General features: G+C 67.9%; 11 protein-coding genes. 5 read left to right on the plus strand and 6 right to left on the minus strand.

Features of this window, described 5'->3' with window-relative positions; genetic code table 11:
- On the plus strand, nt 1-759 hold a 759-nt coding region (metG, locus tag Q0X16_RS00010), incomplete at its 5' end, for a methionine--tRNA ligase subunit beta (RefSeq protein WP_297829188.1).
- Nucleotides 760-1,219: 460 nt separating this feature from the next.
- Complete coding sequence (rnfB, locus tag Q0X16_RS00015) at nt 1,220-1,666, plus strand: Rnf electron transport complex subunit RnfB (RefSeq protein WP_297829191.1); 447 nt, start codon at nt 1,220-1,222, stop codon at nt 1,664-1,666.
- Between the two features lie 5 nt (nt 1,667-1,671).
- Here rnfB and Q0X16_RS00020 read toward each other — a convergent pair whose 3' ends face one another.
- The 6 genes from Q0X16_RS00020 to Q0X16_RS00045 form a co-directional block, all read right to left on the minus strand.
- Nucleotides 1,672-2,619, minus strand: a complete 948-nt coding sequence (locus Q0X16_RS00020; protein WP_297829194.1) for a TraB/GumN family protein — start codon at nt 2,617-2,619, stop codon at nt 1,672-1,674.
- Nucleotides 2,616-3,578 carry a DUF1684 domain-containing protein gene (locus Q0X16_RS00025; protein WP_297829197.1) on the minus strand — a complete coding sequence of 321 codons (963 nt, stop codon included), beginning with the start codon at nt 3,576-3,578 and terminating at the stop codon, nt 2,616-2,618. Before Q0X16_RS00025 ends, Q0X16_RS00020 begins: the two co-directional genes overlap by 4 nt.
- On the minus strand, nt 3,557-5,323 hold the full coding sequence (gene mutL, locus Q0X16_RS00030; protein WP_297829199.1) for a DNA mismatch repair endonuclease MutL: 1,767 nt from the start codon (nt 5,321-5,323) through the stop codon (nt 3,557-3,559). The genes Q0X16_RS00025 and mutL overlap by 22 nt, the downstream gene beginning before the upstream one ends.
- Before the next feature lie 89 nt (nt 5,324-5,412).
- The gene (locus Q0X16_RS00035; RefSeq protein ID WP_297829268.1) at nt 5,413-6,903 is read right to left on the minus strand and encodes an N-acetylmuramoyl-L-alanine amidase; all 1,491 of its coding nucleotides are present in this window, start codon (nt 6,901-6,903) and stop codon (nt 5,413-5,415) included.
- A gap of 105 nt (nt 6,904-7,008) precedes the next feature.
- A complete protein-coding gene (tsaE, locus tag Q0X16_RS00040) occupies nt 7,009-7,470 on the minus strand; it encodes a tRNA (adenosine(37)-N6)-threonylcarbamoyltransferase complex ATPase subunit type 1 TsaE (RefSeq protein WP_297829203.1) in 462 nt (153 codons plus the stop codon).
- Between the two features lie 4 nt (nt 7,471-7,474).
- Complete coding sequence (locus Q0X16_RS00045) at nt 7,475-8,962, minus strand: NAD(P)H-hydrate dehydratase (RefSeq protein ID WP_297829206.1); 1,488 nt, start codon at nt 8,960-8,962, stop codon at nt 7,475-7,477.
- 253 nt (nt 8,963-9,215) lie between these two features.
- On the opposite strand from Q0X16_RS00045, the gene parC reads away from it, so the two are divergent.
- Genes parC through hemN form a run of 3 tightly spaced genes read left to right on the plus strand, consistent with a single transcriptional unit; the run spans nt 9,216 to nt 13,617 of the window.
- A complete protein-coding gene (gene parC, locus Q0X16_RS00050; protein ID WP_297829209.1) occupies nt 9,216-11,462 on the plus strand; it encodes a DNA topoisomerase IV subunit A in 2,247 nt (748 codons plus the stop codon).
- 44 nt (nt 11,463-11,506) lie between these two features.
- Nucleotides 11,507-12,172: a thiopurine S-methyltransferase gene (locus tag Q0X16_RS00055; RefSeq protein WP_297829212.1), complete on the plus strand. Its 666-nt coding sequence runs from the start codon at nt 11,507-11,509 to the stop codon at nt 12,170-12,172.
- Nucleotides 12,173-12,216: 44 nt separating this feature from the next.
- Nucleotides 12,217-13,617, plus strand: a complete 1,401-nt coding sequence (hemN, locus tag Q0X16_RS00060; protein WP_297829215.1) for an oxygen-independent coproporphyrinogen III oxidase — start codon at nt 12,217-12,219, stop codon at nt 13,615-13,617.
- Nucleotides 13,618-13,647 lie beyond the last annotated feature (30 nt).

Raw genomic sequence — 13,647 nt, forward strand, 5'->3', positions numbered from 1 at the left:
GATCCGGCCAGCGCCATCCGCCAGACCATGGCGCTGACCGACGAGGCCAACAAGTACATCGACGACCACAAGCCCTGGGTCATCGCCAAGCAGGACGGCGCCGACGCGCAGTTGCAGGCGGTCTGCACCCAGGGCCTGAACCTGTTCCGCCTCCTCGCGGCGGCGCTCGCCCCGATCCTGCCGCGCACCAGCGCACAGGCCGCCGAATTCCTCGCCGCACCGGTCACGGCGTGGTCGGACCTCGGCACGCCTCTGCTCGACCACGCGATCAACGCCTACACCCCGCTGTTCACACGCATCGACCCCAAACAGATCGACGCGATGGTGGAGGCCTCGAAGGACACCCTGGGCGCAACACCGACCGCCCCGGCCCCTGCCGCGAAGGCAAAAGAAAACCCGGCGCCCGACAAGCCAGCCAACAACGATGGCGTCATCGGCATCGACGATTTCGCCAAGCTCGACCTGCGCATCGGCAAGGTCCTCGAATGCGGCTTCGTCGACGGCAGCGACAAGCTGCTGCGCTTCCTGCTGGACGCCGGCGAGCTCGGCCAGCGCCAGATCTTCTCCGGCATCCGCGCCAGCTACGCCGAGCCCGACAAGCTCGTCGGCCGCAGCGTGGTGTTCATCGCCAACCTAGCTCCGCGCAAGATGCGCTTCGGCCTCAGCGAAGGGATGATCCTCTCCGCCGGCTTCGACGGCGGCGCCCTGTCCCTGCTTGACGTCGACGCCGGCGCGCAGCCAGGCATGCCGGTGCGGTGACCCGACCGATCGGGCAAGGCTCCGACACCAAACCCCACCGCCCTACTGCTTGCTTCGGATACTCCACGGCCGGCTTGCCGCAGGCGCTGACGCGAAATCAACGGAGGAGCCGCCGGCCAACGGCCGGGGGCGGGGGACATTCGCGTCAGCGCCAGCGGCAAGGCGGCGCGCGACACAATCCGAACAGCGGCACACGCACCCGCAACACCCCTCAAAATCCCACGACCGTCACCGCTTTGTTCAAACACCCCACAGCCGGCCCGCGCAGACGCAAGCACAAAACATCCTTCGAAGCCCCCCCGATCGGCATCGAATGGGCGATGTGGGACTATTACTCTCCCGACAGCCGGACAGGCCACGCATTTCCCGCGAATGTCTCCCGTTGCCGGTCAGCAGGCATCTCCTCCTTGATTTCGCGGGAAATGCGTGGCCTATCCGGCCTCCGTGATTTCCTTGCACGATGACAGATACACCAGATCCCGACCTCGTCGAACGCCTCGACCGCCTGCTGCCGCAAACCCAGTGCGGTCAGTGCGGCTTCGACGGCTGCCGGCCCTATGCCGAGGCGATGGCGCGCGGCGAAGCCGATATCGACCGCTGCCCACCCGGCGGCAACGCCGGCGCGCGGGCGCTGGCCAAGGCCCTGGGCGTACCGGCCAAGCCCTATGACCGCAGCCGCGGCCAACACAAACCGGGCGAAGTGGCCTTCATCATCGAAGACGAATGCATCGGCTGCACCAAATGCATCCAGGCCTGCCCGGTGGACGCCATCGTCGGCGGCCCGAAACACATGCACACGGTCATCGACGACCTGTGCACCGGCTGCGAACTGTGCGTGCCCGCCTGCCCGGTGGACTGCATCTTGATGGTTTCAGACCAGCAGCGCGGCGCAAACGGATCGACTTGACGGGATCAATCCGCAGCGCAGCCATCGCAGACGCGCTCGACCTTGTAGCCCTTCGCGCGCAACTGTTCGACCAACCCGTCCGGGCCGAGGAGATGCATGGCCCCGACCACCACCAGCGTGTTGTCCTTGTGCTCCCCGGTCAGGCGCCGCTCGACCTGGGGCAGCCAGTTGCGATTGCGCTGAACGACCACGAGCCGATAGGTGTCCGGCGACTTGTCCACCATCTCGGATTGCATCAGCTGCGTCAATCCGGCGACATCGCCAGCGCGCCAGTCGTCGTGCATCACCCGCATGCGGTTGACCGACCGCTGCGGGTCTTCCAGGAAATCGTCCAGATCGCGCACCTGCTCCGGATACGGAACCGCGTCCAGCGCCGCAAACCCGTCCGCCGCGGTTTCCAGCCCGCCCGCGGGCTTCCCGGCCTTCGCGGCGCGTTCGGCCATCCAGCGATCCACGCCCAGATCCTGGCGAAAACCCAGCGCCTGCATCAAGCCAAGCGAGAGCATCGTGCTGACCGCCCACGGCTCGTACTGCTCCACCGCCTGCAGCGAATTGCCGCCGGCCGACAACAGGGTGCCGAGACGCTCGGCGGTTTCCTTCGGAATCACCGAACTGAGCGTCGTCTTGCCGTCGTCAAAACCCATGTAGCGTTGCGCCTCGGCCACCGTTTCCGGCGCCTCCAGAACCGCGGTATCGACTTCGAACAGCAACGAGGTGGAATCCTCGAACGCACGATCGACTTCCGCCGGCAGCGGCAGATCGCCCGGCTTGAGCATGTGGAAGGAGCCGAGCAGATACACGGAATTGTCGGCGTCCGAGACCTTCCAGAGCAGAGGATGCTGCGTGGCTGCCGGCTTCACCGGCACCACGGCGCGCCTGGACTCCTGCGCCAAGGACGATTCCGCCGAAACCAGCAGCGCGCACAGCAACAGCGGGAGCAAAGACAGCCTCATTCCACGGCTTCCTGCAGCGGCGTTGGCTTGACGTAGGCCTTCTCGCCGGCCTCGACGCGCAGATCCAGCCGGTTTTCCAGCGGCGGCAGCGGGCAGGTGGCGAACAGGGTGAAAGCGCAAGGCGGGTTGTAGGCGCGATTGAAATCGATCACGACCTTGCCCTGCGCATCCGGCATCGGCGCATCGATGAAGCGGCCGGCGCCGTAGCTGCCGTGACCGCTGGTGCGATCGGCAAAGACGAGCAGCAGCGTCCCCTCGCCTTCGTCCAGCGCCTCGATCCGATAGGGCTTGCCGTCGCGGCTGAATTCGAGCGCGCCCGGATTGGCGATCCGGTCGGTCGTGCCGATGATGTTGCCGATTTCCAGCGTGGTGCCCGCCGGATGCTTGATGAAGCGCGCCGGCACCTGCCAGTCGCGGCCGCCCGGCCAGTAGGTCAGTCCGGTGAAACGCACGCGGCTGTCGGCGTCGGCATGCCTGACCCGCAGCGCCAGCCGGCCGCCCCGTTCGATCAGCGTCGCCAGGCCCTTGCCGTCGTCGAAGCCGATGACGCTCGCGCCGTCGGGATTGGCATCGCTGAGCAGCGCGCCGCCCTTGCTCGGCTCGCCATCCAGGGAGATCTCGGTATCGGCTCGGAAGCCGACCTTGCCGTCCCTGACGGTGAACAGTCCCAGATGCGCGGGCCCCATCATCAGGCGAATGCCGTTGTCCGGCCCGCTGCCGACCCGGTGCACGCCCGGATCGAGCCAGTGCAAGCCGATCAGGCTGGTCCAGCCGTCGGGCTTGGTCAACTCGGCCAGGCGCCGCACGCGCCAGGCCTGCTGCGATGCCTTGAATGCGGCTTCCGCGCGCGCCTGCGCCGCCTGCTCTTCCGCACTCGGCGCAGGCTTTCCGCAGGCCGCCAACAGCAGCTCGCAGGCGAGCAGCCCGACCAGGCAATTCAGCGTCCGCGCAGGAACCATTTGTCGATCTCCGCAAGCGAGAAACGCGTCCACGTGGGACGTCCATGATTGCACTGACCGGAACGCTCGGTCGCTTCCATCTGCCGCAGCAGCGCGTTCATTTCGGGAATCGACAGCCTCCGATGGGCGCGCACCGCGCCGTGGCAGGCCATCGTCGCCAGCAGTTCGTCGCGCGTCTCGGCGATCCGGCGCGCGCTGCCGTGCTCGCGCAGGTCGGTGAGCACCTCGCGCAGCAGTGCGTCCACGTCACCATCGGAAAGCAGCGTCGGCACGCTGCGCAGCAGCAGCGACTGCGGGCCGCTGCGCTGCACCTCGAAGCCCAGCTGCGCCAGCGCGGCCGCCTCGCGTTCGGCGACTTCGGCCTCGCGCTCGGACACCGCGATCGCGTGCGGCACCAGCAGCGGATGGGTTCGGATGCCCTCCCCATCGAAGGCGGCCTTCAGTTTTTCATAGCCGATGCGCTCGTGGGCCGCGTGCATGTCCACCACGATCAGGCCATCCGCGTTTTCGGCAAGGATGTAGATCCCGTGCAGCTGGGCAATGGCGAAGCCCAGCGGCGGCAGTCCTTCCGACGCCTCGGGCATGACCGCCGGCGCCGCGACTTCGCCCGGCGGCGCGTACAGCGCGGCATAGGTCGCGGGCGCATCGGTCAGGCGCAGGCCGATCGTCTGCTGCTGCGGCGACGAGATCGACCAGCGCGCCGTCTGCGTGCCGCCAGCCACCGGCGGCGCGGGTGTGGCGATGCTGCCGGCGCGGGTTTCCGCCAGCGCGGCGTTCAGTGTTCGATAGACGAAATCGTGGACGAGGCGCGATTCGCGGAAGCGCACCTCGTGCTTAGCCGGATGCACGTTGACATCGACCCCGCGCGGGTCGAGTTCGAGGAACAGCACCCAGGCCGGATGGCGGCCGTGGAACAGCACGTCGCTGTAGGCCTGCCGCACCGCGTGGGCGACGTTGCGGTCGCGCACGCTGCGTCCGTTCACGTACAGATATTGCTGGTCGGCGCTGGCGCGGTTGTAGGACGGCTGCGCGATCCAGCCGTGCAGGCGCATGCCGGCACCGGCATGGTCCACGTGCAGGGCATTGCGGGCGAACTCCTCGCCCAGCGCTTCGTGCAGCCGCACTTCGGAAAGCAGGTCGGATTCACCCTTCCAGCGCCGCGACGGCTTGCCGTTGTGGCTGACCCGGATTTCCACGTCGGGCCGCGCCAGCGCCAGCGTGCGCAGCCATTCCTCGATGTGCGACAGCTCGGTGCGCTCGGCGCGCAGGAACTTGCGGCGCGCGGGCACGTTGTAGAACAGGTCGCGCACTTCCACCGTGGTGCCCTGCGGATGCGCGTGCGGCGTCACCTCGCCCGGCTTGCCGCCGTCGATGCGCAGCTCGGCGCCCTGCGCTCCGTCGCGCACTCGCGACGCCAGCCGGAAACGGCTGACCGAAGCCACCGAGGGCAGCGCCTCGCCGCGAAAACCCAGCGTCGCCACCGCTTCGAGATCGTCGATGGAGGCGATCTTGCTGGTGGCGTGGCGACTGACCGCCAGCGGCAGTTCCTCGGCGGCAATGCCGCCGCCATCGTCACGAATCCGGATCAGGCGCACGCCGCCTTCTTCCAGGTCGATGTCGATGCGCCTGGCGCCGGCGTCCAGCGCGTTTTCCACAAGCTCCTTGACCACCGATGCCGGCCGTTCGACGACCTCGCCGGCGGCAATCTGGTTGACCAGGTTTTCGGGAAGCGCGCGGATGCTCACCCGGCGATTCTAAGGCAGCGCCGATCCAATCAGCGTGCGCCAGGGCGAATCGATCGGAACCCGGTGCGGCATCCGGTTCGCGCCCCGGATCAAGGGCTTCCGCCACCGCGTGTCGGAGTATCGACGCGGGCCGACTGCGCCGCCTGCGCGCGTGCGGCGTACAGCGTGCCCGGCGGCGGCTGGCGGGTGAAATAGGCGTCGATGCCGCCGAGGATGGCCCGGGCCAGCGTCCGCTGGAACGCGGGATCGGCCAGTTGCCGCTCTTCGTCGGGATTGGAAATGAAGGCGGTTTCCACCAGCATCGCCGGCATCTTGTCGGAGGTGCGCAGCACGGCGAAATTGGCGCGTTCGATATTGGACTTGTGGTTGTTGCCCACGCGCTTGAGTCCATCGAGAACGTGGCCAGCGGCATCCTCGGAGGCCTTCATGTTGCCGCTCTGGGTCAGATCGAGGAGCACCGAGGTCAGGGTATCGCCCGCCGTGCGCACGCGCGAACCGCCGATGATGTCGGCCGCATTCTCGCTGTCGGCCAGCCAGCGCGCACGCTGCGAAGACGCGCCCCGGGTCGAGAGGATATAGACCGACGATCCGCGCGCACCGCGATTCTCGGCGGCGTCGGCGTGGATCGAAATGAAGATGTCGGCGCGATTTTCCGATGCGCGGCGGGCGCGATAATTCAGCGGAATGAAAACGTCGCTGTCGCGCGTGAGGTAGGCGCGCAGCCCCGGGGTGGCGTTGACCTGACGCGCCAGCTCGCGCGCGATCGCCAATGTGACGTCCTTCTCGCGGGTGCCGTTCAGGCCGTGCGCGCCGGGATCCTGGCCACCGTGTCCGGCGTCGATGGCAACCACCAGCGGGCGCATGCCGGGCTGCAAGCGCAACGGCGGCAGCGCGGGTTGATCGGCAACATCGGCCTCCACGACGGGAGGCGATGGCGTGGCCGGGACGGTCGTGGCGACCGGCGGCGCGGCAACGGGCGGCGGAACCACTGCGGGCGACGCGGCAGGAAGCGGTCTCGGCGCGGACGCCGATGCGACGGACACATCGGTCGAACGCTGTACAAGCGGTGCCTCGCTCGCGGTGGCGACATTCGGACGCTGCGGCAGCGGTGCATTGGCCGCAACGGCGACGCCCGGACGCTGAGGCGCATTGACTGCGGTCGCGGACGACGACGCCCCATCGCCAGGCCACTCCAGCACCAGCACGGTGCCGGAGGCGGCCGTATCAAGCATCGAAGGCATCGCCGCGACCGGATTCGACAGGTCGAACACGATCCGCACCGTACCGGGCACCGGCTGTCCGGTGCGCACGCCGGTGACGACGCCGGCCGCGCCTGGCAGCGCCAATCCGCGCGCCAGACGCCCATCGGGGAAGTCCACGGCCAGCCGCGCCGGGTTGGACAACGGGATCAGCCGGTACGGGCCAGCCTTGTCGAGGCGCAGTTCCGCACGCGTGCCGGTCGCACCCGATTCAATTCGCAACTGCTTGATTTCAGAGGCATTTGCCGTCACACACGCAAGCGCGAGCCCCAGCGCGGTGGCCCACGCGATACGCCAGCGGCAGATCCCGAAGATGCGCATGGCCGGAAGTAAACCACCGCCGTCAGAAGGTTGCAAGTATTTTTCCTTAATATTCCGTGACCTGCGAAACCTTCCTCGATTACCCGGCAATAATGCCGGGCAAGTTCACTCGCTCTTGCTTTCAGCGTCAGCCAACCATTGCGCCCCCACGGCGGTCAGCGCCGTCAATACGCAGCAGCGCCCCGCACCCTCCACCGCCAACGCCACGTCAAGATCGGCGCCGGGCAGCGCGCCCCGTCCGCGCTCCGGCCATTCCACCAGCCATAGCCGCGCCTCGGCCGGGTCCAGCCCGAGGAATTCCAGTTCGCCGGGATCGCCGATCCGGTACAGATCCAGATGCAGGGCCTGTCCTCCCGACGCGAGCGCATAGGGTTCGACCAAGGTGTAGGTCGGGCTGCGAATCGCGCCAGTCACTCCGAGAGAACGCAACAGGGCGCGCGCCAGGGTCGATTTCCCGGCACCCAGATCGCCGTGCAGATGCACCACGGCGCGCGCGGGCAGCGCCTGTGCCAGCCGCGCGCCCAGCGCCTCGGTCGCGGCCGCATCCCTCAGGAAAAATTCGCTCATCCCGCTATCGTCGCACCGGATTGGCCCGACGACGCAGCCAGGGAAGCAGATCGGACGGCAGCAGCCCGCGCTCGCCGTCCTCGCGCGCCGCCGCGTCGCCCGCCGCAGCATGCAGCAGCGCGCCGGCAACGGCCGCATCGGCGGGGGCAAAACCCTGCGCGCGCAGCGCCGCGATCACGCCGGCCAGCAAATCGCCCATGCCGCCGACGGCCATGCCCGGATTGCCCGCCGCGATCACCGCCGGTGCCGCGCCCGATGCCTGCACGATGGTTCCGGCACCCTTGAGCACCACCACGCCGCCCAGACGCGCCTGCAGCGCTGCCGCCGATGCGAAACGATCACGCTGCACTTGCGCAATCGAACTATCAAGAAGTCGCGCCGCCTCGCCCGGATGCGGCGTGACGATGGCGTCCGCGCGCAGCGTCGTGCCGGCGGCAGCCAGCAGATTCAGCGCATCGGCATCCAGAACGCAGGGCTTGCCGCTGGCAAGCGCGGCGGCCAGCAGCGCGTGCCCCCAGTCGCCCTGCCCCAGTCCCGGGCCGACGGCGACCACGGTCGCGCGTTCCAGCAGCGGCGCAAGCTCCGCCGCATCCGCGACCGCATGCGCCATCGTCTCCGGCGCACGCGCCAGCAGCGGCGCGATGTTCGCCTCGCGCGTCGCCACGCTGACCAGACCCGCCCCGGCGCGCAGCGCCGCCTGCGCGGCCAGCACGATCGCGCCGCCGCTGCCGATGTCGCCGCCGATGCACAGCACATGCCCGTTGCGGCCCTTGTGGGCGTCGCGTGGGCGCAGCGGCAGGAATTTCGACAGGGCATCGGCGCGATACGCCCACGCCGCCGCCGCGATGCCGTCGAAGGCCGCGTCGGACAGCGCCAGCGTCGCCAGTTCCAGCCGGCCGCAATGATCAAGCGCCACACCGGTGCGCAGGCCGCGATGACGGCCGATGAACTGCAGCGTGCCGTCGGCCACCATCGCCGCACCGGGCGCGCTGCCGGTGTCGGCATCGACGCCGCTGGGCACATCCAGCGCCAGCACCGGCGCGGGATGCGCGTTGATGGCCTCGATCAGCGCCGCGGGCGCCGCGTCCGGTGCCCGCGACAGCCCGATGCCAAACAGCGCATCGACGATCAGATCACAGTCGGGAATCGCGCCAGCTGTTTCTTCGACGATGCCGCCGACGGCGACGTACTCCGCGCAGGCGCGTCGCGCCAGACCGCTTGCCGGCGCATGCGCGGACAGGTGCAGCACTCGCACATCACGCCCGGCCTCGCACACATGCCGCGCCAACACATAGCCATCGCCGCCGTTGTTGCCCGGCCCGCACACCACCACGATCCGCAGCGCCTGCGGCCAGCGCTTGAGCACCACGCGCCACCCCGCCAACCCCGCACGCGCCATCAGCGCGAACGCATCGCCCCCCGCCTCCGCGATACCGCGCGCTTCGAGGGCGCGCAGCGCGGCGTTGTCGAACAGGGGGAAGGGGCTGGGCATGGGTAGATTCTAAACGGGTGCTCATGGTGCACCAGCGGCAATCGCAATCTCGATCGCGCTGCGCAGGGCCGATCGGCGCGCTTTCGTGCCCTGAATCCTCCAGCCTGCACGGACCCCGCGCCAGTTCAGCGCCGGAACCGTTGCTTTGGGGTGCTGAATCGTTCGCGCCGGAGGACAACCGGATTGCGGCCGCCTTCACAGTCACGGCAAGCCTGCCTGCCGGTGCCCCCAGCCCATCCCGTAAACTGCGCGGATGACCGACGACATCTTCCGTTCCACCTTCCACGGCTTCGAACAAATCCCACTGCGCGAATACGCCGAGCGCGCCTACCTCGACTATTCGATGTACGTGGTGCTCGACCGCGCCCTGCCGTTCATCGGCGACGGGCTCAAGCCGGTGCAGCGCCGCATCGTCTATGCGATGAGCGAGCTGGGGCTGGCGGCGACGGCCAAGCCAAAGAAGTCCGCCCGTACCGTCGGCGACGTGATCGGCAAGTACCACCCGCACGGCGATTCCGCTTGCTACGAGGCGATGGTGCTGATGGCGCAGCCGTTCTCGTACCGCTATCCGCTGATCGACGGGCAGGGCAATTTCGGCAGCAGCGACGACCCCAAGTCGTTCGCGGCGATGCGCTATACCGAATCCAGGCTGGCACCGATCGCCGATGTGCTGCTGGGCGAACTGGCCCAGGGCACGGTGGACTGGACGCCGAACTTCGACGGCACGCTGGAGGAGCCGGGTTGGATGCCGGCGCGGCTGCCCCACCTGCTGCTCAACGGCACCACCGGCATTGCCGTGGGCATGGCTACCGACGTGCCGCCGCACAACCTCAACGAAGTCGTCAGCGCCTGCATCCGCCTGCTCGACGATCCCGATGCGACGGTGCGCGACCTGTGCGAGCACGTGCGCGGCCCCGACTATCCGACCGCCGCCGAAATCATCACGCCCGCCGCCGATCTGCTGGCGCTGTACGAAACCGGCCAGGGCAACCTGCGCGCCCGCGCCGTGTTCACCCGCGAGAACGGCAACATCGTCGTCACCGAGCTGCCGCACCAGGTGTCGCCCGGCAAGGTGATCGAGCAGATCGCCAGCCAGATGCGCGCGAAGAAGCTGCCGTGGCTGGAGGACATCCGCGACGAGTCCGACCACGCCAACCCCACCCGCATCGTGCTGGTGCCGCGCAGCAACCGCGTCGATGTCGAGCAGCTCATGGGGCATCTGTTCGCCACCACCGATCTGGAAAAAAGCTTCCGGGTCAACATGAACGTGATCGGGCTGGACGGCCGCCCGCAGGTCAAGGGACTCAAGCCGCTGCTGAGCGAATGGCTGAGCTTCCGCCAGACCACTGTCACACGTCGGCTCAACCATCGCCTGGAAAAGGTCGAACGCCGGCTGCACCTGCTGGAAGGCCTGCTGATCGCCTTCCTCAATCTCGACGAAGTGATCCGCATCATCCGCAGCGAGGACGAACCCAAGCCAGCGCTGATCGCGCGCTTCGACCTCAGCGAGGAGCAGGCCGATTACATCCTCGATACCAAGCTGAAGCAGCTGGCGCGGTTGGAGGAAATGAAGATTCGTGGCGAGCAGGACGACCTCGACAGCGAGCGCGACCGCCTGATCGCCACCCTCGGCAGCAAGGCCAAGCTGAAAAAGCTCATCAAGGACGAACTGCTGGCCGACGCGAAGAAATACGGCGACGCCCGCCGCAGTCCGCTGGTGGCGCGCGAGGCGGCGCATGCGCTGGACGAAACCGAGCTGGTCGCCAGCGAGCCGATGACCGTGGTGCTCAGCGAAAAGGGTTGGGTGCGCGCCGCCAAGGGCCACGACATCGATGCGACCACGCTGTCCTATCGCGAAGGCGACGGCCTGCTCGCCGCCGTGCGCACGCGCAGCAACCAGCAGGTTGCCTTCCTCGATTCCAGCGGACGCAGCTATTCGACCGCCGTCCACACCCTGCCCAGCGCGCGCGGCAACGGCGAACCGCTGACCGGCCGCTTCACCCCCGCCGCCGGTGCACAGTTCGAAGCGCTGGCCGGCGGCGAGAACGACACTCGTCTCGTGATCGCTTCCAGCCACGGCTACGGTTTCATCACCCGGTTCGAGAACCTGACCGGGCGCAACAAGGCCGGCAAGGCGCTGCTGTCGCTGTCGGAAGGCGGCCACGCCCTGCAGCCCGCGACGCTGTCCAATCCCGACAGCGACCGCATCGTTGCCGTGACGAGCGCCGGCCATGTGCTTGCCTTTGCGGTCGCCGACCTGCCCGAATTGGACAAGGGCAAGGGCAACAAGATCATCGAGATCCCCAAGGCCAGGCGCGGCACCGAAAAGGTCGTGGCGGTGGCGGTCGTTCCCGAAGCCGGAAAACTGCTGGTGCGCTCCGGCGCACGCACGATGACGCTGGGCTATCGCGATCTGGACGCCTATCTCGGCGCGCGCGGATCGCGCGGCGGGCTGCTGCCGCGCGGCTGGCAGAAGGTGGATGCGTTGGCGGTGGAGTGATTCAAACCCCTCCCCTTCAAGGAGAAGGGGAAAAGGAGCGACGCATGAATCCCGAATTCTGGCAACAGCGCTGGCAGGAAGGGCGCATCGGCTTCCACCAGAACGCGCCGACCGCGCTGCTGCAGAAGCACTGGCATGCGCTGGGCGTTCCCGACGGCGCGAAGGTTTTCGTGCCGCTGGCCGGCAAGTCGCTGGATATGCTCTGGCTGGCCGCACAGGGGCATCGGGTGCTGGGCGTGGAGCTAACCCAGGCTGCGGTGGATCAGTTTTTTGCGGAAAACGAGCTCCGCCCGCAGGTTCATGAGAGCCGCTACGGTCTCCACCACACCGCCGGCGCGATCGAGATCATCCGCGGCAATGTGTTCGCTCTGGACGCGGCGGCGCTGGCGGACTGCCGGGCCGTGTTCGACCGCGCCGCCATCATCGCCCTGCCGCCGCCGCTGCGCGCGCGCTACGCCCGCGAAACGTATCCATTGCTGCCGGACAACTGCCGCGGGCTGATGATCACCCTCGAATACCCGCAGGACGAACGCGAGGGCCCGCCTTTCTCGGTGCCGGAGATCGAGATCCGGCAGCACTTCGAGCCGGAGTGGGCGGTCGATCTGCTGGAACGCCGCCCGATTCCCCGGGATCACCCCGGCCATGTCGCCGGCACCTCGCAACTGGATACGGTTGTGTATGGTCTGCGCCATCGCTGCGTCAAGGATTGATCGGGATCAATTCTCGTTCCCGCGCAGGGGCCTAAGCTGGCCCGATGCATCACCAGCACATCGCCTTCGACGCCGAGCTCCTGCGCCGCTACAACCGGCCGGGACCACGCTATACCTCGTACCCGACCGCCCCGCAGTTCAACGCCGATTTCGGCGAATTGCAGCTGCGCGACGCCATCCAGGCCAGCAATGAAGAGCCGATTCCGCGCCGGCTGTCGCTCTACGTGCACGTGCCGTTCTGTTTCAGCCCCTGCTTCTACTGCGGCTGCAACCGCATCATCACCCGCGACAAGGCCCGCGGCGAAGCCTATCTGGCCCGCCTGCACCGCGAGATCGCGCTGTACGCGCCGCTGTTCGACCGCGACCGCGAGGTGATCCAGCTGCACTTCGGCGGCGGCACGCCGAATTTCCTCACTCCCGGCCAGCTCGGCGACTTCGTCGATGCGCTGCGGCGACAGTTCCACTTCGCCGACAGCGGCGACCGCGACATCTCGATCGAAATCGATCCGCGTTTCTGTGATCCGGACTGGATGGCGGCGCTGGCGCAGATCGGATTCAATCGCGCCAGCCTCGGCGTGCAGGACTTCGATCCGATCGTGCAGCAGGCGGTCAACCGGATCCAGAGCGTCGAGGACACTCGCGCCGTGATCGAGGCGGCGCGCAACGCCGGCCTGCGTTCAATCAACGTCGACCTCATCTATGGCCTGCCCAAGCAGAACCTGGAAGGTTTTGCTCGCACGCTGGACGTCGTCACGGAGATCCGCCCGGACCGGCTGGCGGTCTACAGCTACGCCCACATGCCGCACTTGTTCAAGGCGCAAAAGCAGATCAAGGACGACGACCTGCTCGACGGCGAGGCCAAACTCGCGCTGCTGCAGCTGGCGGTCGAGAAACTGACCGCTGCCGGCTACCTCTACATCGGCATGGACCACTTCGCCCTGCCCGGCGACGACCTGGCCCAGGCGCAGGCGCGCGGCGGACTGCACCGCAACTTCATGGGCTACACCACCCACGCCAACAGCGACCTGCTCGGGCTGGGCGTCTCGGCGATCAGCCACATCGGCAACACCTTCAGCCAGAATCCGCGCGACCTGCCGTCCTGGGAGATCGCGATCGACGAAGGGCGCCTGCCGGTGTTCCGCGGCATGCGGATGAGCGACGACGACGAACTGCGCGCCGATCTGATCCAGTCGCTGATGTGCCAGGGAGAAATCCCCGTGGCGGCGCTGGAGCGCCGCTACGACATCCGCTTCGACGACTATTTCGCCGACAGCCTGGCGCAGCTGCAGCCGCTGGTCGACGACCAACTGGTCGAAATTGCATCCAGACGGATCACCGCGACCTCGCGCGGACGGCTGCTATTGCGTAATATTGCAATGTGCTTCGACCGCTATCTGAACCAACCCGCCATCGACACGAACCCGCGCTTCTCGCGCGCGATCTGAGGCGTCGACGGTGGCGTTCGGACGGCCCGC

The organism is Thermomonas sp. (assembly GCF_025993755.1).
Classification (GTDB): domain Bacteria; phylum Pseudomonadota; class Gammaproteobacteria; order Xanthomonadales; family Xanthomonadaceae; genus Thermomonas.